26 protein-coding genes and 1 pseudogene are annotated in these 24495 nt (G+C 73.5%); 15 read left to right on the top strand and 12 right to left on the bottom strand.

What is annotated here, in order from left to right; translation table 11 throughout:
- Positions 1-74 precede the first annotated feature (74 nt).
- Positions 75-665, top strand: a complete 591-nt coding sequence (locus tag TK50_RS17970) for a DinB family protein (protein WP_043965227.1) — start codon at positions 75-77, stop codon at positions 663-665.
- 273 nt (positions 666-938) lie between these two features.
- Here TK50_RS17970 and TK50_RS17965 read toward each other — a convergent pair whose 3' ends face one another.
- Positions 939-1178: a winged helix-turn-helix domain-containing protein gene (locus TK50_RS17965; RefSeq protein ID WP_043965223.1), complete on the bottom strand. Its 240-nt coding sequence runs from the start codon at positions 1176-1178 to the stop codon at positions 939-941.
- Between the two features lie 497 nt (positions 1179-1675).
- Here TK50_RS17965 and TK50_RS17960 point away from each other — a divergent pair, with 497 nt between their 5' ends.
- Both TK50_RS17960 and TK50_RS17955 read left to right on the top strand, forming a co-directional pair.
- Positions 1676-1972, top strand: a complete 297-nt coding sequence (locus tag TK50_RS17960) for a DivIVA domain-containing protein (RefSeq protein ID WP_043965221.1) — start codon at positions 1676-1678, stop codon at positions 1970-1972.
- Positions 1969-2217: pseudogene (locus tag TK50_RS17955) on the top strand (hypothetical protein); the annotation flags it as partial. The gene TK50_RS17960 and the pseudogene TK50_RS17955, both read left to right, overlap by 4 nt.
- Before the next feature lie 106 nt (positions 2218-2323).
- Here the strand turns inward: TK50_RS17955 and TK50_RS17950 are convergent.
- From TK50_RS17950 to TK50_RS17935, 5 genes are all read right to left on the bottom strand, one after another.
- On the bottom strand, positions 2324-2656 hold the full coding sequence (locus tag TK50_RS17950) for a DUF1416 domain-containing protein (RefSeq protein ID WP_043965217.1): 333 nt from the start codon (positions 2654-2656) through the stop codon (positions 2324-2326).
- 3 nt (positions 2657-2659) lie between these two features.
- A complete protein-coding gene (locus TK50_RS17945; RefSeq protein WP_043965215.1) occupies positions 2660-3508 on the bottom strand; it encodes a sulfurtransferase in 849 nt (282 codons plus the stop codon).
- 205 nt (positions 3509-3713) lie between these two features.
- Positions 3714-3791, bottom strand: a complete 78-nt coding sequence (locus TK50_RS35625; protein ID WP_311202345.1) for an Ms5788A family Cys-rich leader peptide — start codon at positions 3789-3791, stop codon at positions 3714-3716.
- A gap of 117 nt (positions 3792-3908) precedes the next feature.
- Positions 3909-4697, bottom strand: coding sequence for an LmeA family phospholipid-binding protein (locus tag TK50_RS17940; protein ID WP_043965214.1), 789 nt, complete (start codon positions 4695-4697; stop codon positions 3909-3911).
- Between the two features lie 172 nt (positions 4698-4869).
- Complete coding sequence (locus tag TK50_RS17935; RefSeq protein WP_043965212.1) at positions 4870-5922, bottom strand: hypothetical protein; 1053 nt, start codon at positions 5920-5922, stop codon at positions 4870-4872.
- A gap of 252 nt (positions 5923-6174) precedes the next feature.
- Between TK50_RS17935 and TK50_RS17930 the strand changes: the two genes are divergently transcribed.
- From TK50_RS17930 to pstB, 7 genes are all read left to right on the top strand, one after another.
- Entirely contained in the window at positions 6175-6888 is a 714-nt protein-coding gene (locus TK50_RS17930) for a winged helix-turn-helix transcriptional regulator (protein WP_043965210.1), read from the top strand.
- Positions 6889-7096: 208 nt separating this feature from the next.
- Complete coding sequence (locus tag TK50_RS17925) at positions 7097-7981, top strand: polysaccharide deacetylase family protein (protein ID WP_043965207.1); 885 nt, start codon at positions 7097-7099, stop codon at positions 7979-7981.
- Between the two features lie 122 nt (positions 7982-8103).
- Entirely contained in the window at positions 8104-9027 is a 924-nt protein-coding gene (gene mshD, locus TK50_RS17920) for a mycothiol synthase (protein WP_043965206.1), read from the top strand.
- A 298-nt stretch (positions 9028-9325) separates the two neighbouring features.
- Complete coding sequence (gene pstS, locus TK50_RS17915) at positions 9326-10432, top strand: phosphate ABC transporter substrate-binding protein PstS (protein ID WP_043965204.1); 1107 nt, start codon at positions 9326-9328, stop codon at positions 10430-10432.
- A gap of 48 nt (positions 10433-10480) precedes the next feature.
- Positions 10481-11572, top strand: coding sequence for a phosphate ABC transporter permease subunit PstC (pstC, locus tag TK50_RS17910; protein WP_043965203.1), 1092 nt, complete (start codon positions 10481-10483; stop codon positions 11570-11572).
- On the top strand, positions 11569-12657 hold the full coding sequence (gene pstA / locus TK50_RS17905; RefSeq protein ID WP_043965202.1) for a phosphate ABC transporter permease PstA: 1089 nt from the start codon (positions 11569-11571) through the stop codon (positions 12655-12657). The genes pstC and pstA overlap by 4 nt, the downstream gene beginning before the upstream one ends.
- 20 nt (positions 12658-12677) lie before the next feature.
- Positions 12678-13454 carry a phosphate ABC transporter ATP-binding protein PstB gene (gene pstB, locus TK50_RS17900; RefSeq protein ID WP_043965200.1) on the top strand — a complete coding sequence of 259 codons (777 nt, stop codon included), beginning with the start codon at positions 12678-12680 and terminating at the stop codon, positions 13452-13454.
- Between the two features lie 81 nt (positions 13455-13535).
- Here pstB and TK50_RS17895 read toward each other — a convergent pair whose 3' ends face one another.
- Positions 13536-14369, bottom strand: coding sequence for an NUDIX hydrolase (locus tag TK50_RS17895; RefSeq protein ID WP_043965198.1), 834 nt, complete (start codon positions 14367-14369; stop codon positions 13536-13538).
- Positions 14370-14450: 81 nt separating this feature from the next.
- On the opposite strand from TK50_RS17895, the gene TK50_RS17890 reads away from it, so the two are divergent.
- Positions 14451-15419 carry a Gfo/Idh/MocA family protein gene (locus tag TK50_RS17890; RefSeq protein WP_043965196.1) on the top strand — a complete coding sequence of 323 codons (969 nt, stop codon included), beginning with the start codon at positions 14451-14453 and terminating at the stop codon, positions 15417-15419.
- Positions 15420-15534: 115 nt separating this feature from the next.
- On the opposite strand, the gene TK50_RS17885 is transcribed toward TK50_RS17890, so the two are convergent.
- From TK50_RS17885 to TK50_RS17875, 3 genes are all read right to left on the bottom strand, one after another.
- Positions 15535-16542: an inorganic phosphate transporter gene (locus TK50_RS17885; protein WP_043965194.1), complete on the bottom strand. Its 1008-nt coding sequence runs from the start codon at positions 16540-16542 to the stop codon at positions 15535-15537.
- Positions 16543-16546: 4 nt separating this feature from the next.
- Positions 16547-17173, bottom strand: a complete 627-nt coding sequence (locus TK50_RS17880; RefSeq protein WP_043965192.1) for a DUF47 domain-containing protein — start codon at positions 17171-17173, stop codon at positions 16547-16549.
- 177 nt (positions 17174-17350) lie between these two features.
- On the bottom strand, positions 17351-18262 hold the full coding sequence (locus TK50_RS17875) for a PPK2 family polyphosphate kinase (RefSeq protein ID WP_043966456.1): 912 nt from the start codon (positions 18260-18262) through the stop codon (positions 17351-17353).
- A 188-nt stretch (positions 18263-18450) separates the two neighbouring features.
- On the opposite strand from TK50_RS17875, the gene sigJ reads away from it, so the two are divergent.
- Positions 18451-19404: an RNA polymerase sigma factor SigJ gene (sigJ, locus tag TK50_RS17870; RefSeq protein WP_043965190.1), complete on the top strand. Its 954-nt coding sequence runs from the start codon at positions 18451-18453 to the stop codon at positions 19402-19404.
- A gap of 55 nt (positions 19405-19459) precedes the next feature.
- Here sigJ and TK50_RS17865 read toward each other — a convergent pair whose 3' ends face one another.
- Positions 19460-19966, bottom strand: a complete 507-nt coding sequence (locus TK50_RS17865; RefSeq protein WP_043965189.1) for a DUF402 domain-containing protein — start codon at positions 19964-19966, stop codon at positions 19460-19462.
- Between the two features lie 138 nt (positions 19967-20104).
- Between TK50_RS17865 and TK50_RS17860 the strand changes: the two genes are divergently transcribed.
- Complete coding sequence (locus tag TK50_RS17860) at positions 20105-22267, top strand: ATP-dependent DNA helicase (RefSeq protein WP_043965188.1); 2163 nt, start codon at positions 20105-20107, stop codon at positions 22265-22267.
- A 33-nt stretch (positions 22268-22300) separates the two neighbouring features.
- Here TK50_RS17860 and TK50_RS17855 read toward each other — a convergent pair whose 3' ends face one another.
- A complete protein-coding gene (locus tag TK50_RS17855) occupies positions 22301-23713 on the bottom strand; it encodes an AI-2E family transporter (RefSeq protein WP_374199648.1) in 1413 nt (470 codons plus the stop codon).
- A gap of 87 nt (positions 23714-23800) precedes the next feature.
- On the opposite strand from TK50_RS17855, the gene TK50_RS17850 reads away from it, so the two are divergent.
- A complete protein-coding gene (locus tag TK50_RS17850; protein WP_043965186.1) occupies positions 23801-24148 on the top strand; it encodes a GroES family chaperonin in 348 nt (115 codons plus the stop codon).
- 159 nt (positions 24149-24307) lie between these two features.
- On the top strand, positions 24308-24469 hold the full coding sequence (locus TK50_RS34440; RefSeq protein ID WP_176734729.1) for a hypothetical protein: 162 nt from the start codon (positions 24308-24310) through the stop codon (positions 24467-24469).
- Positions 24470-24495 lie beyond the last annotated feature (26 nt).

Raw genomic sequence — 24495 nt, 5'->3', positions numbered from 1 at the left:
GCCTACCCCGCCCCCGCCCTCTGGGTGGGGGCGGCGGGCGTGCGGGGCGGGGGTGCGGGTGGCAGGGTGTGCGGATGACGCCACCCGACGCCAAGGCCGACCTGCACCGATACCTGCGCGGCGCCCGCGAGGCCCTGCTGTGGAAGCTCGACGGGCTCTCCGAGTACGACATCCGCCGGCCCGTCACCCCGACCGGCACCAACCTGTTGGGGCTGGTCAAGCACCTGGCCGGCGTCGAGTTCGGCTACTTCGGGCCGACGTTCGGCCGGCCGCACGACGAGTCGATGCCCTGGCTCGACTCCGACATCGACCCCAACGCGGACATGTGGGCGACCGCCGACGAGTCCCGCGAGCAACTCGTCGCGCTCTACCGCCGGGCCTGGGCACACGCCGACGCGACGATCGAGGCGCTGCCGCTCGACGCGATCGGCACCGTCCCCTGGTGGCCGGCGGGCAGCAACCGGCTGACCCTGCACGGGGTCCTGGTGCACGTGACCGCCGAGAGCCACCGGCACGCCGGGCACGCGGACATCGTCCGGGAGACGATCGACGGCACCGCCGGGCTGCTGCGGGACATCGACAACCTGCCGTACGCCGACGCGAGCCGGTGGGCCGAGCACCGCGCCCGGGTGCAGCGGGCCGCCGAACAGGCGTCGGACGGGTAAGCACCCTTCGCGCCCGCTCGGGGCGTCCGTTCGGGCGCACCCGGCCAAGGTCCAAGATCGCGCCCGGCGGGGAGGAAGGCCCCGCTCGATCAGGGAAAGAGTGGCATCGCTCCGCAGGGAGGCCACTCGATCCCGGATCGAGCACGATCATGCCCGCCCTACTCCGCCCCGTCTCGCCCCGCCCGCCCCGGCTGCGCCTGGCGGCGCCGGAACAGGAGATCTTGGAAGTTTGTGGCCCCTCTGGGGGCCGAAATCTTCCAAGATCTCGCCCCGTCAGGGCTTGCGCAGCCAGGTCGCCGGATCGGTGACGAAAACGCCTTTCCCCTGATGCCGGTCGATCACTTCCAGCGCCTCAAGGCGCACGAAGACCAGCCGGATCGTCGACGCACTCACCCTGTGCAGCTCGCACAGCTCGGCGATCGAGGGCAGCTTGTCCCCCGGTTTCAGTCGACCACTCCGGACATCCGACATGATCTCGTTAGCGATCTTGAAGTAATCGGGCAAAGCAGGCATGACACTCCTCGCGTGGCACCTGCGATTCGATCACGCGACAAGTGCGGGAAACAAGCTGAAGACACCAAACAGGTGAAGGTTGCCTTTCGCGACTTCAGTGACTAAGTTTGCCGATGAGCGCTCCTCGCGTGGCAACGAGTAGGGCTCATCCCCCGGTCGGGGCGGGTGTCGGAGTCGAAAGGGACACGCCCGTCCCGGCCGCCTTCCCCGGCAGCGCTGTTGCCGGCTGCCCATGCGGAGAGGTGGTCCTCATCGTGCGCGTGCTCCTGCGGCTGTTCCGCCGGAACCGGTCGACGGCAACCGGCCGCTCGGCGACAGCCGGGCGACCACCCGACCGCCGCCCACCGGCCCGACACCGCGCCACCACCCGACCCACGGCCAGCCCTCCCACAAGCACCCGACCCACGGCCAGCCAACTCGCGAGCAGCCGCCCAGCGGCGAACCGGCCAACGACCAGCCTCGCCGCCGGCCGGCCCGTTGCCCACCGCGCCGTCAACATGCCCAGCGCCCGCCCCACCGGCCGGGCCGGGCCGCCGGGGCGGCACAACGCGGGCCACCATCACCGGTCGACGGCGTACCGGCCGCTCTGCGCCACGCAGGTGCGACAGCAGCGGTTCGGCCGCTGCCGGCGCGGGCTGGACCCGGCCGAGGTGGACGGCTACCTGCGCCGGATCGCTGACGAGCTGGCCGCGCTGCACGCCGAGTTGGACCGTACCCGGGAGGAGAACGCGCGGATCAAGGGCGCGCTCCGCGACTGGCAGTCCCGGTTCGGGCCCCGGGTGGTGCGGGGGTGACCGCCGCGACCGGGCGCGAGCGGTACGTCGTACACCTGACCGTCGCCGCCGACGACCTGCCGGCGGCGCGGCTGCTGGCCCGCGCGATCGGCCGGTCGCTGGCGTTCCTGCCGGAGCTGGTGCTCGGCGAGACGACGGTGTCCGAGGAGGGCGCGCCGGACGCGCAACACCAGGTCTTCTGCGACCGGCGGCTCGGCGGTCGACGCCGCTGCGTGCGCCGCGTCGATCATGCCGGCGGCTGCACGTCGTGACGCGCTCCCGAAGCCGACACGGCTCGGGCCGGTCACCCCTTGTGCGGGGCGACCGGCCCGAGCCGATGCGCGTGCGGTGCGCAGGTGTTAGGAGGGGCCCTTACGGCGCTACGGTGACCGTCACCTCGTTGACGCCGCGCGCGGCCGTCACGGTGGTGTCGCCGTTGCCGTGCCGGGACAGCGCCCGCAGCGTCCAGGTGCCCGGGGCGGCGAAGAACCGGAACTGGCCGGCCGGCGAGGTGACCACCTCGGCGGTGAACTCACCGGTCGAGTCGAGCAGCCGGACGTACGCGCCCGCGACGGCGTCGCCCGCCTCGGACCGGACGGCGCCGGTGATGACGGTCTCCTTCTCCAGGTCCAGGCTGGCCGGCAGCGGGGCGGCCTGGTCGGGCGCGGCGCACCCGGCAGCGGTAGGAGCGGTGGGAGCAGTCATGGCTCAGGCCTCCCCGGGCTCGTCGCCGAGCGCGACCGGCACGCCGACCAGCGAGCCGTACTCGGTCCAGGATCCGTCGTAGTTCTTCACGTTGGCGTGGCCGAGCAGCTCCTGGAGCACGAACCAGGTGTGCGAGGAGCGCTCGCCGATCCGGCAGTAGGCGATGGTTTCCTTGCTGTCGTCCAGGCCCGCCGCGGCGTAGATCTTGCGCAGCTCGTCGTCGGACTTGAAGGTGCCGTCCTCGTTCGCCGCCTTGGACCACGGCACGCTGATCGCGGTGGGGATGTGGCCGGCGCGCTGGGCCTGCTCCTGCGGGAGGTGGGCGGGGGCGAGCAGCCGGCCGGCGAACTCGTCGGGGCTGCGCACGTCGACCAGGTTCTTGGTGCCGATCGCGGCGACGACCTCGTCGCGGAAGGCGCGGATCGAGGTGTCCGGCTCCTGCGCGACGTACTGCGTGGCCGGGCGGGTCACCGCGTCGGTCACCAGCGGGCGGGCGTCCAGCTCCCACTTCTTGCGGCCGCCGTCGAGCAGCTTGACGTCGCGGTGGCCGTAGAGCTTGAAGTACCAGTACGCGTACGCGGCGAACCAGTTGTTGTTGCCGCCGTACAGGACGACGACGTCGTCGTTGGAGATGCCGCGCTCGGAGAGCAGCGCCTCGAACTGGGACTTGTTGACGAAGTCCCGGCGGACCGGGTCCTGCAGGTCGGTGCGCCAGTCGAGCTTGATGGCGCCGGCGATGTGGCCGGTGTCGTAGGCCGAGGTGTCTTCGTCGACCTCGACGAAGACGACGCCCGGGGCGTCGATGTTCTTCTCGGCCCACTCGGCCGAGACGAGTGCGGTGTCGCGACTCATCAGATCACTCCCTGGTGAGGTGGATGGTGAGCCTGCGCGAGTACGAAGTCTGTAGCTGTCGCACCCCGCGCGGGACCCAGAGGAAGGACGGGATCACGGGTTCGTGCGACGGCGCCGCTGCCGGGCGTTCAGGGGGAAGAACCGGGAGGGTACGCAGACCCTGTGGCCGGTGGCCGCCGTCAGGCGGCCGAGGACAGCCCCGCCGTCAGATGACGGGGCGACACAGGCAGGTGGCCACGCGGCACAGGTCGACCGCGCGCCGTTTGGTGAGGAGCGTCCCCATGAGCAGGGACACTACCAGCGATCCCGGATCCCGCCACCGGCCCGACCAGCATCCGGGACGCCCGTCCCGACCGACAGTCGCCGGCCGGGCGCACGCCGTGCGGACGGGAGCGGGCGGTCAGCCGGCCGAGTTGATCGGGACGTCCTTGGCGGCTGCGGTCACCGCCAGGCCCTGCGGCAGCGGCTTGACCTCGCGCACCGCGAGCTGGAACGGCAGGTCGGGCAGGGGGACGTCGATCGAGATGTCCTTGGCGTAGTTGCTCAGCAGGGTGCGGGCCAGCGGGATGTTCGGCAGCCCCTCGGCGTCGACGTCGTTGAAGCGCAGCGAGATCGCGCCCTCCTTGCCGACGGTCACGTCGGCGGTCCCGGTGAGCGTCAGCTTCTGCCCGAGGATGTCGACGGGGGCGGTGACGGCGAGCCGGCCGTCGCGCTCGCCGAGGGTCAGGCCGGGCCGGTTGAGCAGCGCGGCCAGGCTCTCGTACGTGATGGTGCCGGTGCCGTTCACGGTCTCGGCGACCACGTCGCCCTGCTGGGTGCGCAGGGTCTCCAGGGAGGCCCGCACGTTGCGGGCGTCGACGTTCAGCTCGGGCAGGGCCACCGCGTCGCCGTTCACCGAGCCCCGCACGTCGCGCAGCCGGATGGAGATCCGCTCGTACCTGCCGTCGAGCACCTGGGTGAGGAAGGGGAAGCCGCCGACCTCGACCTCCGGCGGCGAGGACTGGGCGCCCTGCTTGGTGATCTCCTGGCTGACCTGGTCGGTGATGGCCCGTTCGGCCACCCCGGCGGCGACCCGGTCGGCGGCGACCAGCAGCCCGCCCAGGATCAGCAGCAGGACCAGCAGCGTGATGAGCACCTTGCGCCCGCGTCGCCGGGGACGTTCCTCGTACGCCGGGTGGGCCGTCGCCACGCCGCCTCCTTCTGTCGTGCCGGCGCACCCCTGGCACCGGTGCCGCCCGAGCGGCGCCCCGGAGAGTACCCGAAGCGGGAAAGCCCCAACCGCCTGTCGCGCCGCGCGGTCCGACCAGCCGGCCGCCCCTCGGACGGTCGGAGGAGCGGCCGGAGAGCGGCCCGAGGACCGGTCAGAGGAACAGCACGCACATGGCGTACGCCGCCGGGGCGGCCAGGGCGAAGCCGCCGAGCGGGCCCTGCATGTGCCGGGCGACCCACATGGTCGGCGGCTCGCCGGCCATCAGGCGCCCCGCCTCCGCGTATCCGACGGCGAGGTCGGCGAGCACGGCGGTGGCGGCGGTGACCAGGCCGATCACCGCTCCGCTGGTCGGGGTGAAGCTGACCAGGAAGCTGCCGAGGACCGCGCTGGCGAGGGTGCCGACCATCGCGCCGATCACGACGCCCGCCGCGCCCCGGGGCACCTGCGGGGCGAGCCGGGGCCAGGGCAGCACCGCGTCGGTGATCCGGGCCACGGTCAGCGCGACGCCGGTGGCGGTGAGGCAGACGGTGATCGCCTGGGTGCCCGCCGGGATCCGGCTGAGCACGATCAGCGTGGCGAACGCGACCACGCCGACGACGATCAGCAGCGTGGTGCCGAGCGAGTCGGTGACCCGGACGCGGTCGACCCGGCGGACCAGTTGACCGAGCACGCCGAGCAGGAAGCCCCCGGCCGCGAGGTAGCCCAGCGGGGCGAGGCCGGCGACGTCGGACCGCACGGCGGCGGTGTCGGCGGCGGCGGCCACCACGGCGCTGGTGAGCGCCACCAGCAGCAGGGCGGGCGGGCGCATGGCCATCGTCCAGGCCAGGACGAAGATCAGTTGCACGCCGAAGATGATGAGCGCGAACGGCAGCCGGTGCCCGGGACCGGCGGTCTGCGCGCCGAGCACCAGGCCGACGCCGAGCAGCGCGGCGAACCCGGCGACGGTCAGGGCGAGCGGCCGGCGTATTTCGACCGGCTCGATCTCCTCCTCGTCCAGCTCGTCGACGGCCTCGTCGTCGGGACGCCGGGCGGGTTCGCCGCCCCGGCGCAGCCGGCGGGGCCGCCCACGGCGTGCCGGAGGGGCGTCGTCGTCGACGTCCGGGCCGGTGCGCGGGGCCGGTGGGTGCGCACGACCGGCCGGCCCAGGGTGGGCCTCGTCGGCCCACGGGTCCCGGCCGGCCTCGGAGGAGGTCGAGGGAAACACGCCCTGATCGTGCCAGACCGGGGTGTCGGATCGGTGGCCACGGTTTCCGCGACGTTAAAACCTGCGGCGCGATCGTGGGCAAGGCCGACAAACGGGAAACGACCTGGAGGCACGGACGGAGCGATCGGTTACGCTCAAGCCGTTACCCGCCCGTCAGCGACGCCGGGACCCACGCAAGTTCTCAGCGCACCCCGCCTCAGGGTGCTGCTGGTCGCGCGCGGCCTTGAGGGCCGCCGGGACGGAGGTGATCGTGTGGAGATCCTGCTGCTGGTGACTGCGCGCGCAGGTGAACCATCGGTGGTGCTGCCGGCGCTCGACCTGCTGCCACACTCGGTGCGCACCGCGCCCCGCGACGTCCGCACGCTGGTTGCCGGCCCGAGCCCGGACGCCGTCCTCGTGGACGCGCGTTCGGAGCTGAGCGAGGCCCGGGCGACCTGCCGGATGTTGCACGCCACCGGGCTCGGTGTGCCGCTGGTCGCGGTGGTCACCGAGGCCGGGCTGATCGCGCTGAACGCGGACTGGGGCGTCGACGACGTCATCCTCGCCAGCGCCGGTCCGGCCGAGGTGGAGGCGCGGCTGCGGCTTGCGGTCGGCCGGTTGAGCAACGCCACGTCCGGGGCGGGCGGCTCGATCCGGGCCGGCGAGCTGAGCATCGACCCCGACACGTACGCCGCGAAGCTCAAGGGCCGGCCGCTCGACCTGACGTACAAGGAGTTCGAGCTGTTGAAGTTCCTGGCCCAGCACCCGGGCCGGGTCTTCACCCGGGACCAGCTGCTGCGCGAGGTCTGGGGCTACGACTACTTCGGCGGCACCCGCACCGTGGACGTGCACGTGCGGCGGCTGCGGGCAAAGCTCGGCTCGGAGTACGAGTCGATGATCGGCACCGTGCGGCAGGTCGGCTACAAGTTCGTCGTGCCGCCGTCGCGGTCGCTGCCCGAGTCGGAGCACGCCCCGATTCCGGTCTGACCGCCCGATCCCGCTTCTGCCCGGCCCTGTCCCCGGCTGACCCGCCCGGTGCCAGCCCGAGCCACGTGATTGCCGGTTTGCCCCTTTTGCGCCACTAGCCAGTTTTATCCTGACTGGCGAAGTGGCCGAGGAAAGGGGCGACGGTGCGTGCGATGACCACGGGGGCGACGAGGGGCCGGCCCCCGCAACCGAGCGGCGGCGACCACTGATGCGCGTCGACGCGACCGGGCGGTTCGTGGCGCTCGCCACCCTCGTGGTGGTCTCCCTGCTCGGCTCCGCGTACGCGCTGGGCCGCAGCATGGTGCCCGGCCCGACCCGGCAGGCCACCGGGATCACGGCGAGCGCGGACGACCCGAGCTTCGCCGACCAGCCGGCGCAGACCGGCCCCGGCCGGGGCGGGGCGCCGCCCTCCTCCGCCGACGGTCCCGCCGCGCCCACCGAGGCCGGTCAGGACGGCGGGACCGCGCAGTCACCGGAGAGCGGGGGCGACGGCCTGTTCGGCGCCCGGGTCACCACCGGGTCGGCGCAGGTGGCGCTGACCTTCGACGACGGGCCGGACCCGCAGTACACGCCGCAGGTCCTGGCGCTGCTGCGGGAGTACGGCGTCACGGCCACGTTCTGCGTGGTCGGCGAGAACGCGCAGAGCCACCCCGACCTGATCCAGGCGATCGTGGCCGACGGCCACACCCTGTGCAACCACTCCTGGCACCACGACGAACTGCTCGGCAAGCGGTCGACCGACGTCATCCGGGCCGACCTGCTGCGCACCAACGCGGCGATCCGGGCCGCCGTGCCGGACGCCGAGATCGCCTACTACCGCCAGCCGGGCGGCGCGTGGACGTACCCGGTGGTGTCGGTGGCCGAGGAGTTGGGGCTGGTCCCCCTGCACTGGACCGTCGACCCCTCGGACTGGAAGGCCCCGGGGGCGGCCCGGATCGTCCACGACGTCTCCGCCGAGGCACAGCCGGGCTCGATCGTGCTGCTGCACGACGCCGGCGGCAACCGGCAGGGCACGGTGGACGCGCTGCGCAGCCTCCTGCCGGACCTGGCCGCCCGGTTCCGGCTGGAGGCCCTGCCGACGGGCACCACCTGAGCCGGCGACCGGTGCCCGGGTCGGCTGTCGCGCCGGCCCCGGCGGAACTCGCCCAGGCCCACGCCGAGCGCGACGAGGCCGGCCGGCCCCGCCCGGCCGGCGGCCCCGCTACCGTTGGTCGGATGAGCAGCGCCGAGCCGATGACCGACCGGGTGACCCGGGCCGACCTGCTGACGCCGGGCGAGGTGGCCGACGTGCTGGCCCTGGCCCGCGCGGCGGGCGACGCCGACGGGGCCGACCCGTTCGACGAGCACACGCTGCTGCGGCTGCGCGACCCGCACGCCCCGGCCGTGCACCTCACGGCCCGCGCGCCGGACGGCGCCCTGACCGGGTACGCCCACCTGGACACCACCGATCCGGCCGGGGGCGTCGGCGTGGAGCTGGCCGTGCACCCCGCGCACCGGCGGCGGGGCACCGGCCGGGCGCTGGCCCGGGAGGCCCTCGCCGCCGCCACCGGGCCGGTACGCGCGTGGGCGCACGGCGACCACCCGTCCGCCGCCGCGCTGGGCGTCGACCTCGGCCTCACCCGGGCCCGGGTGCTCTGGCAGCTGCGCCGGCCGTTGGCCGACCCGCCGCCCGAGCCGCGCCTGCCCGACGGGGTGGTGCTGCGCGCGTTCGTGCCGGGGCGGGACGACGCGGACTGGCTCGCGCTCAACGCCCGGGCCTTCGCCAGCCACCCCGAGCAGGGCCGCTGGACGGCGGACGACCTGCGGGTACGCCTCGCCGAGCCATGGTTCGATCCGGCCGGTTTCCTGCTCGCCGTCGCCGCGGACACCGGCCGGCTGCTCGGCTTCCACTGGACCAAGGTGCACTCCCGGCCCGGCGCGGCCGGCATCGGCGAGGTCTACGTGCTCGGGGTCGACCCGGCCGCGCACGGCGGTGGGCTCGGCAAGGCGCTCACCTCGGCCGGGCTGGCGTACCTGCGCCGCCGGGGGCTGGACCGAGTGATGCTCTACGTGGACGAGTCGAACACCGGGGCGGTCGCCCTCTACGAGCGGGCCGGCTTCGCCCGCTGGTCCGCGCACGTCAACTACCACCTCGGCTGACGCTCCGCCCTCCTCGCTCCGCGCGTCACGGCGATGTCACACCACGGCATCGGCGCGATAACGGCTGCCCGGATATATCGCATTAATAGCGATAGTCGGCCGCGAGTTCACGAAATGGACAACCCTTCCTCAGCCCACGGCCACCCGCCCGGCCGCACCTGTTCACTCCTCGTTCACTTGCGACCGGCGATCCGGCTACCTGGCCCTCCTAACTTTCAGTTCAGCCGGGTCACGCCGGCCCTCCCCCGGGCCACCCAGCCGGGAACGGCCCGTCCAGACGTGAAGGGAAACCCCTCAGGTGAAGCTCCAGCGGCACGGCACTATCGCCTGCCTCGCTCTTACTGCGGTGCTCGGTCTCAGTGCATGCGGCTCGGACAACAACGAGCCCGCCAGCGGCGCCTCCGCGTCCGGCTCGGCCGCCGCGGCCGACTGCGCCACCGGCACCCTGAACGCGCAGGGCTCGTCGGCCCAGAAGAACGCCATGGCCGAGTGGATCAAGGCGTACCAGCAGAAGTGCGCCGGCAGCACGATCAACTACGAGCCGTCCGGCTCGGGCGCGGGCATCCAGGCGTTCATCGCCGGCACCGCCGACTTCGCCGGCTCCGACTCGGCCCTCAAGCCCGAGGAGCAGCCGCAGGCCGACGCCAAGTGCACCGGCGGCCAGGCCATCCACCTGCCGATGGTGATCGGCCCGGTTGCCGTCGCCTACAACGTCAGCGGCGTGGACAACCTCCAGCTCAAGCCGGCCACCCTCGCGAAGATCTTCGCGGGCAAGGTCACCAAGTGGGACGACCCGGCGATCAAGGCCGACAACCCGGACGCCAAGCTGCCGTCGACCACCATCCAGACGGTGCACCGCTCCGACGAGTCCGGCACCACCGACAACTTCACCAAGTTCCTGGCCAAGACCTCGGCCGCGGACTGGACCTTCGAGAACGCCAAGGCGTGGAAGGCCCCGGGCGGCACCGGCGCCAAGGGCTCGGACGGCGTGGCCAGCCGGGTCAAGGGCGCCGACGGCTCGATCGGCTACATGGAGTGGTCCTTCGCGGAGAACGCCGGCCTGAAGATGGCCAAGATCGGTAACGGCGCGGGCGAGTTCGCCGAGCTGACCGCCGAGTCGGCCGGTAAGACCATCGCCGGCGCCACGGTCGAGGGCACGGGCGACGACCTGAAGATGTCGGTCGACTACAGCACCAAGGAGGCCGGGGCGTACCCGATCGTCCTGGTGACCTACGAGATCGTCTGCAGCAAGGGCCTCGCGGCCGACAAGCTGCCGCTGATCAAGGGCTTCCTGGCCCACGCCGCCAGCACCGAGGGCCAGTCGGCCCTGACCGAGCTGGGCTACGCCCCGCTGCCGGACTCGGTCCGCACCAAGGTCGAGGCCGCGGTCAAGAACCTCTCCTGACCGGACCCGACACCACCACACCTCCCTCAACTCGAAGCGAGCGAGCAGATGGGTGAAACCCCTCCCCGCTCGGCCGACGCCGGCACCGGCGGGATCCACGTGGCCTCGGGCCACGGGCGACCCGCCGGTGCCTCGGCGCGTGTGGCCGAGGCACCAGTCAGCACCCGTACCCCCGGCGGGGACGGCCTCGGCGGCGGCGGTGGCCTGCCCCGGGCGCGGGCCTTCGGCGCGGAACGCGCCTTCCGCGGCCTGACCCTGGCCGCCGGCACCGCCGTCCTGGTGATCATCGCCGCCATCGCGGTCTTCCTGATCGCCAAGGCGGTGCCGGCCCTGAGCGCCAACACCGAGAACTTCTGGACGTACGAGGGCTGGGCACCCAACGAGACGCAGCCGAAGTTCGGCATCGGCGCCCTCGCCTTCGGCACCGTACTCAGCTCGGCGCTGGCGCTGCTGATCGCGGTGCCGGTGGCGCTGGGCATCGCGCTCTACCTGTCGCACTACGCCCCGCGCCGGCTGGGCACCGCGCTCGGCTTCCTGATCGACCTGCTCGCCGCCGTGCCCAGCGTGGTGTTCGGACTCTGGGGCCGGGACGTCTTCTCCAGCCCGGTACGAGACTTCTCGGTCTGGCTGAACACACACGTCGGCTGGCTCCCGATCTTCGGCGGGGACGGCCCGTTCGGCGCCTCCGTCCTGCTCGGCGCGCTGGTGCTGGCGATTATGGTGCTGCCGATCATCACCTCGCTCTCGCGCGAGGTGTTCCTCCAGACTCCGACCGCCAACGAGGAGGCGGCGCTCGCGCTCGGCGCGACCCGCTGGGAGATGATCCGCACCGCCGTCCTCCCGTACGGCCGCCCCGGCATCATCGCCGCCGTGATGCTCGGCCTCGGCCGCGCGCTCGGCGAGACCATCGCGCTGGCGATGACCCTCGGCATCACCTTCAACATCTCGTTCAACCTGATCCAGAACGGCGGCAACACCATCGCCGCCAACATCGCCAACGCGTTCGGCGAGGCGAACGACACCGGGCGGGGCGCCCTCATCGCCTCCGGCCTGGTGCTGTTCACCATCACGCTGATCGTCAACATCACGGCACGGGCGATCATCTACCGCCGCCGCGAGTTCACGGAGTCGGCCGCATGAGCACCACCGTCGCCAACCACCGCACCCGGCCGCCGGCCCAGCCGGCCACCCTCCGGGCGAAGCGGCTGCCGAAGTACGCCCCGCCGGCCATCGCCGTCGGGGCCGTCGCGGTCGCCGCCGCCGTCGTGTACGGCACCGGCATCGGCGGCCCCGTGCTCGTCGTGGCCGTCGCCGCGCTGCTCTACCTGGTCGGCCTCTTCGCCGCCGCGCACGCCGTCGAGGGGCGGCGCTCGGCCCGCAACCGCACCTGGAGTGCGCTGATCCACTCCGCGTTCGTGCTGGCCGTCCTGCCCCTGGCCTCCGTGGTGTGGACGCTGGTCAGCAAGGGCGTCGAGCGCCTCGACGGCAACTTCTTCGGCACCTCGATGAACAACATCGGGGCCCGGGACGCCGACGGCGGCGCGTACCACGCGATCGTCGGGACGCTGGAGCAGGTCGGCATCGCCGCGCTGATCACCGTCCCGCTCGGCATCCTCTGCGCGATCTACATCGTCGAGTACGGCCGGGGCCGGTTCGCGTTCGCGATCCGGTTCTTCGTCGACGTGATGACCGGCATTCCGTCCATCGTCTCCGGCCTGTTCGTGCTGGCCTTCTGGGTGCTGGTCGTCTCGCCGGTGTTCAACGACGGCCGGCCGGGCTTCTCCGGCTTCGCCGCCGCTCTGGCGCTGAGCGTGCTCATGCTGCCCACCGTCGTCCGCTCCACCGAGGAGATGCTGCGGCTCGTCCCCGCGCCGCTGCGCGAGGGGGCGTACGCCCTCGGCGTGCCGAAGTGGAAGACCATCCTGCGGGTCGTGCTCCCGACCGCGCTGCCCGGCATCGTCACCGGCGTCATGCTCGCCATCGCGCGGGCGGCCGGCGAGACCGCGCCGGTGCTGCTCGTGGCCGGCGGCGGCGCGGCGATCAACTTCAACCCGTTCGAGAACAACCAGTCGTCACTGTCCCTGTTCGTCTACCAGCAGGCCGGCGACGCGTCGAAGTACGCCCCGGCCCGCGCGTGGACGGCGGCGCTGACCCTGGTCGCCCTCGTGCTGATCCTGACGATCGCGGCGAAGCTGCTGGCTCGCCGGAACCGGCTCGGCCGATGAATCCCGGAGGTACCACCACCATGGCCAAGCGCGTCGACGCCACCAACGTCACCGCCTACTACGGCGGCTTCAAGGCGATCGAGAACATCAACCTGACCGTCGAGCCGAAGACCGTGACCGCCCTCATCGGGCCGTCCGGCTGCGGCAAGTCGACGTTCCTGCGGTCGATCAACCGGATGCACGAGGTGCTGCCGGGCGCCCGTGTCGAGGGCGACCTCACCATCGACGGGCAGAACATCTACGACCGCGACGTGGACGTCACCGCCGTACGCCGGATGATCGGCATGGTCTTCCAGCGGCCCAACCCGTTCCCCACCATGAGCATCTACGAGAACGTGGTGGCCGGGCTGCGGCTCAACGGGGTGCGCAAGAAGTCCATCCTGGACGAGGCGGCCGAGAACTCGCTGCGCTCGGCGAACCTCTGGAACGAGGTGAAGGACCGCCTCGGCAAGCCGGGCGCGGGCCTGTCCGGCGGCCAGCAGCAGCGGCTCTGCATCGCCCGCACGATCGCCGTCGAGCCGCAGGTGGTGCTGATGGACGAGCCGTGCTCGGCGCTGGACCCGATCTCCACGCTGGCGATCGAGGACCTGATGTTCCAGCTCAAGGACAAGTTCACCATCATCATCGTCACGCACAACATGCAGCAGGCCGCCCGCGTCTCCGACCGCACGGCCTTCTTCTCGATCGAGAAGACCGGCGACCCGGGCCGCCTCATCGAGTACGACAACACCCAGAAGATCTTCAGCAACCCGAGCCAGAAGAAGACCGAGGACTACATCACGGGCCGCTTCGGCTGAGGTGCAAGGAAGGGCCCCCTGTTAACGCTTTCTGTTGCACAGGGGCCCTTCCTAACCCAGCAGCCGCCAGGTCAAGGGCGCTCAGCCGAGCACGAAGCGGGGCTCGCCGTCGGCCGGAAGGTCCAGGCGGGGGGTGATCGGCGTCGCCGCGTCGCGGGTGGCCGACGCGCGGGCCACCCCGGCCAGGTCGCCGGCGGCGGCCACCTCGGCCAGCGTCACCAGGGTCGGCGGCAGCATGGTCAGCTCGCCGGCCTCCGCGCGGGCCAGGGCGTCCGTCGGGCGTACCCACATGGTGTGGTCGGCCTCGCCGGAGACGTCCCGGGTCCGCTGCCCCGTCGGCAGCAGGGCCACGAAGAAGTACGTGTCGAAGCGGCGCGGCTCGAACTCCGGGGTGATCCACCGGCTCCACGGCAGCAGCAGGTCCGAGCGGAGGGTCAGCCCCCGCCCGGCGAGCAGGTCGGCGAAGCCCCGCCGGCGGGCCTCCAGGTCCTGCCGGGCGGACTCCCAGTCGTCCCCGCTGACGTCGCCCACCACGGTCGAGGGGTCCGGCCCGGCCAGCAGCACCCCGGACTCCTCGAAGACCTCGCGGGCGGCGGCGCACACCACCGCCTGGGCGGCGTCCGGCGCGACGCCCAGCCGCCCGGCCCAGCCCGCCGGCTCGGGTCCGGCCCAGTCGAGGTGCGCCGCCGAGTCGGACGGGTCCACCCCGCCGCCGGGGAACGCGTACACGCCGCCGAAGGCCATCGCGGCGACGCGACGGATGACGTACACCTCGAAGTCGTCGCCGGCCGGGCGCAGCAGCAGCACGGTGGCCGCGACCCGGGGCCGCGCGGGCGTGCCGCCCTCGGCGCGGAACCGCCGGGCGTGCTCGACGAGGGCCGGCGGGGCGGGGAAACCGTGGCTGTCGATCGTCATGCCGCGAGCGTAGTCCCGCAGGATGGATCGGCCGGTCCGGCGGCGGTGGGGGGTCGGCTCGCGCCCGGCTAGCGTGGGCGCATGACACGTTGGGGCATTCTGGCCACGGGCCACATCGCCGGCCGCTTCGCCGAGGACCTGCGGCACGTGCCGGGGGCCGAGCTGGTCGCGGTCGGCTCGCGGACGCCGGAGGCGGCACGGGGGTTCGCCGACAGGCACGGCGCGCAACGGGCGTACGGCTCCTGGGCGGAGCTGGCCGCCGACGACGAGGTGGACGCGATCTACGTGGCGACCCCGCACGCGGCGCACCACGAGGCCACCATGATCTGCCTGGCGGCGGGCCGGGCGGTGCTGGTGGAGAAGCCGTTCACCCTCGACCTGGCCGACAGCACCGAGCTGGTCGAGGCGGCCCGCGCCCGGGGGGCCTTCCTCATGGAGGCCATGTGGATGCGCACGAACCCGCTGATCCTGCGGGTGGTCGAGCTGCTCGCCGAGGGGGCGATCGGGCAGGTCACCGGCGTGCAGGCCGACTTCGGGGTGGCCGGGCCGTTCGCGCCGGAGAGCCGGATGCGGGCCCGCGCGCTGGGCGGGGGCGCGCTGCTGGACCTGGGCGTCTACCCGGTCAGCCTGGCCCACCTGCTGCTCGGCGTCCCGCAGCACGTGCGGTCGTGGGCGAAGATCGGCCCGGAGGGGGTCGACGAGAACACCGGCATCGTGTTCGGCTACGACTCGGGGGCCGTGGCGACGCTGAGCTGCGGCATGATCGGGGCCAGCCCGCTGGTCGCCTCGATCACCGGCACCGCCGGACGCATCGACCTGCCCGCGCCGTTCTTCCGGCCGCCGTCGGCGACGCTGCACCGGGCCGGGGCGGAGCCGGAGACGATCCCGGCCGACCTGACCGGCGGCGGCTACCAGTACGAGGCGATCGAGGTGCAGCGCTGCCTCGCGGCGGGGCTGACGGAGAGCCCGCTGGTGCCGCACGCCGCCACCCTTGAGGTGATGGGCCTGCTGGACGCGATCCGCGAGCAGATCGGCGTGCAGTACAAGTGAGTGAAAGGAAGGGCCCCCTGTTGACGCGTTCTGTTGTACAGGGGGCCCTTCCTCACCGCCGGGCTGCGGGGCGCTGCGGGCGGCGGGCAGCGGGGCGCTGCGGGCCGCCGGGCGGTCAGCCGAAGAGGGGACGGACCAGCAGGTAGGTGACGCAGGCGATCAGCGCCGCCGCCGGGAACGTGATGATCCAGGCGAGCACGATGTTGCCGGCCACGTTCCAGCGCACCGCGGAGAGCCGCTTCGTCGCCCCCACGCCCATGATCGCCGAGGTGATCGTGTGGGTGGTGGAGATCGGCGCGTGGAGCACGAGGGCGTTGAAGTAGAGCACCGAGCTGGCCACCGTCTCGGCGGCGAAGCCCTCCGGCGGGCCCAGGTCGATGATCTTGCGGCCGAGCGTGCGGATGATCCGCCAGCCACCGGCGTACGTGCCGGCCGCCAGCATCGCCGCCGACGTCCAGAACACCCAGCCGGGGATGTGGGTCTTGTCGTCCTGGAAGCCGCCCGTGTAGAGGGCGAGGACCACGATGCCCATGGTCTTCGCGGCGTCCTGCATGCCGTGGCCGACGGACATGGCCGCCGCCGACGCGGTCTGCGCCCAGCGGAAGCCCCGGTTCAGCTTGCCCGGCTGCCCGTTGCGGAACAGCCACAGGATCGCCAGCATCAGCAGGTAGCCCAGCGTCAGGCCGACGATCGGCGAGAGCACCATCGGCAGCAGCACCTTCTCGCCGATGTTGACCCACTGCACGACGCCGCCGGTGGCCAGCAGGGTCGCGCCGACCAGGCCGCCGAACAGCGCGTGCGAGGACGACGACGGCAGGCCGAAGTACCAGGTGATCAGGTTCCAGGCGATCGCGCCGAGCACCCCGGCGAAGACCACCCCCAGGCTCGCGATGCCGGTGGGCAGGGTGACGAGGCCGTCGCCGACGGTCTTGGCGACCCCGGCGCCGAAGTGGGCGCCGACGAAGTTGCCGACGGCGGCGAGGGCGAGCGCCACCCGGGGTGTCAGGGCGCGGGTGGAGACGCTGGTCGCGATCGCGTTGGCGGCGTCGTGGAAGCCGTTGGTGTAGTCGAACGCCAGGGCCACCGCGATCACCGCCAGCACGGCGATGAGTTCGGGACTCACAGGATCAGGACTCCTTGACCGCGATGGTCTCGACGGTGTTGGCCACGTGCTCGAAGGCGTCGCAGGCGGCCTCCAGCTCGTCGGCGACCTCCTTCATCTTGAGCACCGTGAGAGCGTCGTACTCGCCGGAGAAGAGGCGGACCAGCAGCATCCGGTACGCCTGGTCGCCGTCGTTCTCCAGCCGGTTGCACTCGATCCAGTAGTCCTCGAGATCCTTCATCGACTTGAGCCGGGGCATCGCCTCGGCGGTCAGCTTCGCCTGCTGGTCCAGCACGTTGACCAGCTCGTGCAGCTCGCGCGGGAGCGCCGGCAGCTTGGTCAGCCCGTAGAGGTAGAGCAGGTTGCCCACGGCCTCCAGGTGGTCCATCACGTCGTCGAGCAGCGACCCCAGCCGGTAGATGTCCTCCCGGTCGAACGGGGTGATGAAGGTGGAGTTGATCTTCTTGTAGAGATCGTGGGTGATCTGGTCGCTGTCGTGCTCGACCTCGGTCAGCCGCTCGCTCACCGACTGCACGTCCACGCCCGGCAGGGCCAGCTCGTTGAGCAGCTCGGTGCCCCGCACCAGGTTCTGCGCGGCCCTGGTGAAGAGCTCGTAGAAGGCGCCCTCGGTGGGGCGGAAGGAAAACTTCACAGCCTGGACCTCGTCGTGTCGGTGGAAGGGTGGCGGACGCCCCGGGGGTGCCTGCAACGGGAATGCTAGGAAACGGCCGGGCCGCGAATTCGTCGGCCCACCCCTGGCCAGCCGCCATTTACTGGTCGTTCACCTGTCGTTCACCTGGAACCGGTCACCCGGCCCGCAACCACCGGGTCAGGCGCCGCACAGGCGGCTGCGCTCCGCCGCCACGTCGAAGTCCGCCGGCGGATACCCGAGATCCAGGTCGTCGAACGTCTCCCGCAGCAGGTGGGCCACCGCCCAGTCGCGGTACCACTTCCGGTCGGCCGGCACCACGTGCCACGGCGCGGCGTCCGTGCCGCACCGGCTCAGGGCCTCGGCGTACGCGGCCTGGTAGTCGCCCCAGCGGGCCCGGGAGTCCAGGTCGCTCGGGTGGTACTTCCAGTGCTTCGTCGGGTCGGTCAGCCGCGCCAGCAGCCGCTCGCCCTGCTCGGCGTGCGAGATGTGCAGCATGACCTTGACCAGCCGCACCCCGGAGCCGGTCAGCTCCCGCTCGAAGGCGTTGATCTCGTCGTACCGGGCCCGCCAGGTGGCCTCCGGCACCAGCGACTCCACCCGGGCGATCAGCACGTCCTCGTAGTGCGACCGGTTGAAGACCCCGACGTACCCGGGCGGCGGCAGGGCCCGGCGGATCCGCCACAGGAAGTCGTGCCGCCGCTCCCGCTCCGTCGGCGGGCCGAACGAGCGTATGTGCAGCCCGAGCGGGTTCATCGCCCCGGCCACCCGCCGGATCGTGCCGTCCTTGCCGCCGCAGTCCATGGCCTGGAGCACCAGCAGCACCCGGTCGGGTCGGCCCCGCCCCGGCGCGGCGTCGGCCGCCGTGGGAGCACCGGTGGGCGCGCCCGGGCCGGCGGCGGCCTGCGCGGTGGCGTACAGCATCTCCTGCTGCCGCCCCAGGGCCGCGCCGAGCAGCCGCACCTGCTCCCGCGCCCACGCCTTGCGGCTCCCGTCGCCCTCGGCGGCGACCGCCGGCAGCCCCGGCGTCGACCGGGGGTCGATCGCCGCCAGGTCGACGGCACCCCCGCCCACCCGCAGCAGCTCCCGCATCGTCGCCCCCTCGGGCGGCACGACGTCCCGGACAGCGTGGGCCGCGTCTGACCGCGCACCATCGAACCCGCTCATGACTGGATCATCACCCACCCCGGCCACTCCCGCCCGTCGAGCGCCCGTGTCACGTTCGGGGTCGCCGACGCGTCAAGGGGTGGGGAGAATCATGCGCGCGGGAGGTGGATGTCGTGACGGAGCTGGTCGACGGGTTCGAGGCGGAGCGGGGGCGGCTGACCGCCCTGGCGTACCGGATGCTGGGCAGCCGCAGCGAGGCCGAGGACGCCGTGCAGGAGACCTGGCTGCGCTGCTCCGGCGCGCTGGGCGACCCGGCGAGGCGGGCGGAGGTCGGCAACCTGGCCGCCTGGCTCACCACCACCTGCGGGCGGATCTGCCTGGACGTGCTGCGCTCCGCGCGGGTGCGCCGGGAGACGTACCCGGGGCAGTGGCTGCCCGAGCCGGTCGTGACGCCGCTGGACGGCGAGGGCTTCGCGCCCGACCCGGCCGAGCGCGCCGTCCGGGCCGACCGGCTCGGCACGGCCCTGCTGGTGCTGCTGGAGCGGCTCGGCCCCGAGCAGCGGGTCGCCCTGGTCCTGCACGACGTGTTCGCGGTGCCGTTCGACGAGGTCGCCGAGGTGCTCGGCACGACGGCGGTGGCCGCCCGGCAGCTCGCCTCGCGGGCCCGGCGGGCCCTCGCCGCGCCCGGCGCGCCCCGGCACACCGCCGACCTGGCCGAGCAGCGGCGGGTGGTGGCCGCGTTCGTCGCGGCCACCGAGTCCGGCGAGCTGGCCGAACTGGTCCGGGTGCTCGCCCCGGACGTAATGCTGATCGGCGACGGCGGCGGGCACTTCCCGGCGGCCCGGCGGCCGGTCACCGGCGCCGAGGCGGTGGGCCGGTTCATCCTGGGCCTGTTCGGGCGGGCGGGCCGCTACGGCGCGCGGGTGCGGTCCCGGCCGGTGCTGGTGGACGGCGCGCTCGGGCTGCAGTTCGAGACCGTGCACACCGACGGTCGGCCGCTGCGCCTGGTCACCGCGTTCGCCGTGCACGACGGCCGGATCACCGGCGTCTTCAACCAGCTCAACCCCGACAAGCTGACCCGGGTGCCCGGCCTCGGGCCGGAGGCCGACGGGCCGCCGCACCAGTGACGGACCGCAGGCCGGGGCGGGCCGGGACCGGCGGCGGGCCGCAGGCGACCCGGGCTCAGACCACCAGGGCCAGCCACTTCCGGTACGCCGTGGCGAACGGCTCGCTGCCGTCGCCGAGCACGCCCAGCAGCCACCGGGAGGCGGCCTCCGCCTCGGCCACCAGGTCGTCGGGGTAGCCGAACTGCTCCCGGTGCTCGGCGAACTCGTCCTCGTCGCGCAGCTCGACCAGACCGGTGCCCCGGCGGCGCACCACGTCGAGGTCGAGGTCGAACAGGTGGACGGTGTCGTCGCCCTCCCAGCGGGCCGGGGTGGCGATGTCGCAGTAGACCTCGCTCGTGCGCGGCGGCGGGTTGAACATGCACGTCCACCAGGCGTGGTGCGGCACCAGCAGCACGAAGGGGATCTGCTCGACCGACGGCCGGCCATGGTAGACGGACTCGGTGCCGGCCGGGACGCCGAGCCACACGCCGAGGTCGTCCGTGGTCAGGAGGCGGGCCGGGTAGTCGCGGTGGGCGCTGCCGTCGTACTTGCGGTAGATCACGCGGACCACGTCGCTCGGCATGAGTCGCACCCTAGTCGATTCCGCCCACCGATCGCGCGGGGGGAAGTAACGGAATCGATGCCGGGAGATTCCGTACCGTGACCCCGCCACGCGGGGCGGGGGCGGACCGGTGTCGGCGGCGACGGGTACCTTCGCACGGTGACTCCGCCGCGCACCGCTCCCGGTTCCGCCCTCCCCCGCACCTCCGCCCGGCGGCGCGGCAAGCGGGCCGACGCCGGTGAGCTGCTCGCCGCCGCGGTCGGCGCGGTCCCCGGCGGCGCGGCCCGCCCCGGCCAGCAGCAGATGGCCACGGCGATCGCCGAGTGCGTGGCCTCCGGCGAGCACCTGCTGGTGCAGGCCGGCACCGGCACCGGCAAGTCCCTGGGCTACCTGGCCCCGGCCCTGACCGTGGACGGCGCGGTGGTGGTCTCCACCGCGACCCTGGCGTTGCAGTCCCAGCTCGTCGAGCACGACCTGCCCCGGCTCGCCGAGGCGGTAGAGCCGGTGCTCGGCCGCCGGCCCACCTTCGCCGTGCTCAAGGGCCGCCACCACTACCTGTGCCTGGCCCGGCTGGACAACTCGACGGAGGACGAGCCGACGGACACGCTGTTCGACGCCGTCGAGCCCCGGGCGGGCGGCGGGGGCGGGAGGTGGCTCGGCGAGGCCGGCCGGCTCGGCAAGCAGATCGAGCGGCTGCGCGACTGGGCGATGGAGACCGACACCGGCGACCGCGACGAGCTGGACCCGGGCGTCGACGACCTGGCCTGGCGGCTGGTGTCGATGCCGGCCCGGGAGTGCGTGGGGGCGTCCCGCTGCCCGTTCGGCGCGGAGTGCTTCGCCGAGGCGTCCCGGGCCCGCGCCCGGGAGGCCGACATCGTGGTCACCAACCACAGCCTGCTCGCCGTCGACATGATCGCCGGCCGGCACATCGTGCCGCCGCACAAGCTGCTGATCGTCGACGAGGCGCACGAGCTGGCCGACCGGGTCTCCTCGGCGGCCCAGGCCGAGCTGGTGCCGGAGCTGATCGACCGGTCCACCCGGCGGGCCCGGCCGCTGCTGCGTCCGGAGGTCGCCGAGCGGCTCACCGAGGCCGGCGACGCGCTCGCCGTCGGGCTGGCCGAGGCCCCCGCCGGTCGCCTCACGGCCGGCCTGCCCGGCCCCCTGCGCGAGGCGTGCACCCTGCTCGACGCCGCCACCCGGGCCGCGCTCGACGCGATCGGCGACGTCAAGTCCGACGACCCCGACCCGGTCCGCAAGCAGCAGGCCAAGGCGGTGCTCGACGAGCTGTCGGCCACCGCCCAGCGGCTGCTGGAGGAGTCCGAGCACGACGTGGCGTGGGTGGAGAAGCCCGACAACGGCAGCCGCCGGGCCCTGGTGGTGGCCCCGCTGTCGGTCGCCGGCACCCTCGCCACCCACCTGTACGACGAGCGCACCGTCGTCGCCACCTCGGCGACCCTGGCGCTGGGCGGCCGGTTCGACACGGTGGCCCGGGCGCTGGGGCTGGAGGCGCCGCCGCCCGCCCCGCCGTCCCCGGCCGCCGCCGCGCTGGCCGCCGCCACCGCCCGGGGGGACGCCCCGGCCGGCGCGACGCCGGTGGCCGCCGCCCCGGGCAGCCGCCCCACCACCGGCACCGTGCCCGCCACCGAGGGGCCGGGCTGGCGGTCGCTCGACGTCGGTTCCCCGTTCGACTACGCCCGGCAGGGCATCCTCTACGTGGCGGCGCACCTGCCCCGCCCTGCCGCCTCCGGGCTGCCCGACGCGGCCGGCGAGGAGCTGCTGGCGCTGGTCGGGGCGCTGGGTGGGCGTACCCTCGGGTTGTTCTCCTCCCGGCGGGCCGCGCAGCAGGCGGCGGAGCTGCTGCGCGCGAAGACCGACCTGCCGGTCCTGCTCCAGGGCGAGGAGGCGCTGCCGCTGCTGGTGCGCCGGTTCCGCGAGGAGCAGTCGAGCTGCCTGTTCGGCGTGATGTCGCTGTGGCAGGGGGTCGACGTGCCGGGCGACTCCTGCCAGCTCGTGGTGATCGACCGGTTGCCGTTCCCCCGGCCGGACGAGCCGCTCGCGGCGGCCCGCGCCGCCGCCGTCGACGCGGGCGGAGGCTCCGGGTTCTCCGCCGTCAGCGTGCCGATCGCGGCGGTCCGGCTGGCCCAGGGCGTGGGCCGGCTGATCCGGGCCACCGGCGACCGGGGCGTGGTCGCGGTGCTCGACTCGCGGCTGGAGACGGCCCGGGGCTACGGCCCGTTCCTGCGCCGCTCGCTGCCCCCGTTCTGGTATACGACGCGCCCGGAGGTGGCCCGGGGGGCGCTGGAGCGGCTCGGCAAGTCGTGACGGGGCCCGGTCGGCGGTCTGCCCGCCGGCCGGTCAGGGCGCCTGCGAGGCGACCACCACGGCGTCGGGCGGGGTGTCCGGCACCGTACGCGCGGCGAGCCGGCGGACGGCCGTGTTGAGCACCGCGATCAGCGGCACCGAGACCAGCGCGCCGGTGATCCCGGCGAGCACCACGCCCGCCGCGATGCCGATGATCACCGCGAGCGGGTGGATGGCCACCGCCCGGCCCATGATCAGCGGCTGGAGCACGTGCCCCTCGACCTGCTGCACGCCGATCACCACGCCGAGGATGATCAGGGCGGTGACCGGGCCGCTGTCGACCAGCGCCACCAGCACCGCGACCCCGCCGGAGAGCGCGGCCCCGACGATCGGGATGAACGCCCCCAGGAAGACCAGCGCCGCCAGCGGGAACGCGAACGGGATGTCGAAGACGACAAGGAACGTGCCGATGCCGACCGCGTCGATGAACGCGACCAGCACCGTGGCCCGCACGTAGGCGCCCAGCGTCTCCCAGGACGCCCGGCCGGCGTCGTCGACCTTCCACCGGGCCGCCACCGGCAGCAGCCGCACCAGGAACCGCCAGATCCGGCTGCCGTCACGCAGGAAGAAGAACGTGGCGAAGAGCACCAGCACGATGCCGGTGAGCACCTCGGCCAGGGTCGCCGCCGTGGAGACCGCCCCGCTGGTGAACCGCTCGGTGTTGTTGTTGATCCAGGACTGGGCCTCCTCGATGTACCGGTCGAGCTGGCTGTCCGACAGGTGCAGCGGGCCGGTCTTGAGCCAGTCCTGGATCTGCCGGACGCCCTCGGAGGACTTCTTGCTCAGCTCCGGCACGCCCTTGATGAACTCGTTGACCACCAGCGTCAACGTGCCGACCACGGCGGCCAGGCCGCCGACCAGCACCACCGCCGTCGCCAGCGAGCGGGGGAAGCGCGCCCGCAGCAGCCAGCCCACGGCCGGCGCGAGCAGCGCCGAGAGCAGCATGGCGATGGCCAGCGGGATGATCACGATGCTGACGGTGGCGACGATCTTCAGCAGCGCCCAGAACACGACGCCGATGACGATCAGCCGCCACGACCAGGCGGCCGCGATGCGCAGCGCGTGCGGCACGTCGGCGTCGTCGCGGCTGGAGGTGGAGTTGTGCAGCGCGGCGGGCGGCTCGGCACCGACCACGATCGCCGACGGCGGTGCCACCGGCCCCGGCGATCGGGGCGAGGCCACCCCGGCCTCGGCCGACGCGTCGATGCTGCCGGGCAGCGCCCGGCGGCCCGTCACGTCGGCCCGCCCGGTCGGGTCGGCGCGGGCCTGCCGCACCGCGTCCCGTCCCGACTCGTACGCGCGGCGCAGCCGTCCCCGTACCCGCTCGAAGCGGCTCAAGCGCACCTCCCGCAGCAGAACCCGCCCGCCCAGACGACAGGGGGGACAGGATACGTCCGACCGCCCCAGCCTAGGGCGGTTGCGCCAACATTGCCCCGGCCCGCAACCCCGTAACCACCAGCGGACCGGTCCGCGGGGACGCGGTACCGTTCCGTCGTGACCGCCGATGAGAACCTCGACGCCGGCCTGCCGATCCGCCTGCTGCACGACCGGGTGCTGGTGCGGTTGGAGGGGAGCGAGGGTGAGCGCCGCTCCACCGCCGGCATCGTGATCCCGGCGACCGCCGCCGTCGGCAAGCGCCTCGCCTGGGCCACCGCCGTCGGCGTGGGCCCCCACGTCCGCTCGATCGTCTCCGGCGACCGGGTCCTCTTCGACCCCGACGACCGCTCCGAGGTCGAGCTGCACGGCCGGGGGTACGTGCTGCTGCGCGAGCGGGACGTGCACGCCGTGGCCGCCGAACGCGTCGAGGCGGAGACCACCGGCTCCACCGGCCTCTACCTGTAAGGAAGGGCCCCTGCTAACGCTTTCTGCATAGCAGGGCCCCATCCTGACACTCCTCCCCCCGGGCGCACCGTGCGCGGCCTGGCGGGGGCTGCTTCGTTTGCGGCCGTCCGCGAAGGGAACGCCAGGCACGTCCAGCACCCTGGGGAGGGGAGCCTGCCGGTGTTCTGGAAAAAGGTGTTCCTCTGGGGCGGCGTCGCGTTCCTGATCTACTTCGTGGCGTTCCGGCCGGACGGCGCGGCGCAGGTGTGCCGGTCGGTCGGCGGGGGCCTGATGGCGATGGCCCAGGGCATGGGCGACTTCCTCACGGGCCTGACGACCTGACCGAGCCGCCGGGCCACGCCGCCCGC

This window comes from Micromonospora haikouensis (genome assembly GCF_000876225.1).
Taxonomy (GTDB): domain Bacteria; phylum Actinomycetota; class Actinomycetes; order Mycobacteriales; family Micromonosporaceae; genus Micromonospora; species Micromonospora haikouensis.
The sequence above is the reverse complement of the archived record's forward strand: the minus strand, read 5'-3'. Positions and strand labels throughout refer to the sequence as shown.

Coding starts and splice junctions, on each gene's coding strand:
- TK50_RS17890 (WP_043965196.1), top strand. CDS start 14,451: ATGACACGTTGGGGCATTCTGGCCACGGGCCACATCGCCGGCCGCTTC.
- TK50_RS17925 (WP_043965207.1), top strand. CDS start 7,097: ATGCGCGTCGACGCGACCGGGCGGTTCGTGGCGCTCGCCACCCTCGTG.
- TK50_RS17950 (WP_043965217.1), bottom strand. CDS start 2,656: ATGACTGCTCCCACCGCTCCTACCGCTGCCGGGTGCGCCGCGCCCGAC.
- TK50_RS35625 (WP_311202345.1), bottom strand. CDS start 3,791: ATGGGGACGCTCCTCACCAAACGGCGCGCGGTCGACCTGTGCCGCGTG.
- TK50_RS17875 (WP_043966456.1), bottom strand. CDS start 18,262: ATGCGGGAGCTGCTGCGGGTGGGCGGGGGTGCCGTCGACCTGGCGGCG.
- TK50_RS17970 (WP_043965227.1), top strand. CDS start 75: ATGACGCCACCCGACGCCAAGGCCGACCTGCACCGATACCTGCGCGGC.
- TK50_RS17960 (WP_043965221.1), top strand. CDS start 1,676: ATGCCCAGCGCCCGCCCCACCGGCCGGGCCGGGCCGCCGGGGCGGCAC.
- TK50_RS17945 (WP_043965215.1), bottom strand. CDS start 3,508: ATGAGTCGCGACACCGCACTCGTCTCGGCCGAGTGGGCCGAGAAGAAC.
- TK50_RS17865 (WP_043965189.1), bottom strand. CDS start 19,966: ATGCCGAGCGACGTGGTCCGCGTGATCTACCGCAAGTACGACGGCAGC.
- pstA (WP_043965202.1), top strand. CDS start 11,569: ATGAGCACCACCGTCGCCAACCACCGCACCCGGCCGCCGGCCCAGCCG.
- pstB (WP_043965200.1), top strand. CDS start 12,678: ATGGCCAAGCGCGTCGACGCCACCAACGTCACCGCCTACTACGGCGGC.
- pstC (WP_043965203.1), top strand. CDS start 10,481: ATGGGTGAAACCCCTCCCCGCTCGGCCGACGCCGGCACCGGCGGGATC.
- TK50_RS17895 (WP_043965198.1), bottom strand. CDS start 14,369: ATGACGATCGACAGCCACGGTTTCCCCGCCCCGCCGGCCCTCGTCGAG.
- TK50_RS17965 (WP_043965223.1), bottom strand. CDS start 1,178: ATGCCTGCTTTGCCCGATTACTTCAAGATCGCTAACGAGATCATGTCG.
- mshD (WP_043965206.1), top strand. CDS start 8,104: ATGAGCAGCGCCGAGCCGATGACCGACCGGGTGACCCGGGCCGACCTG.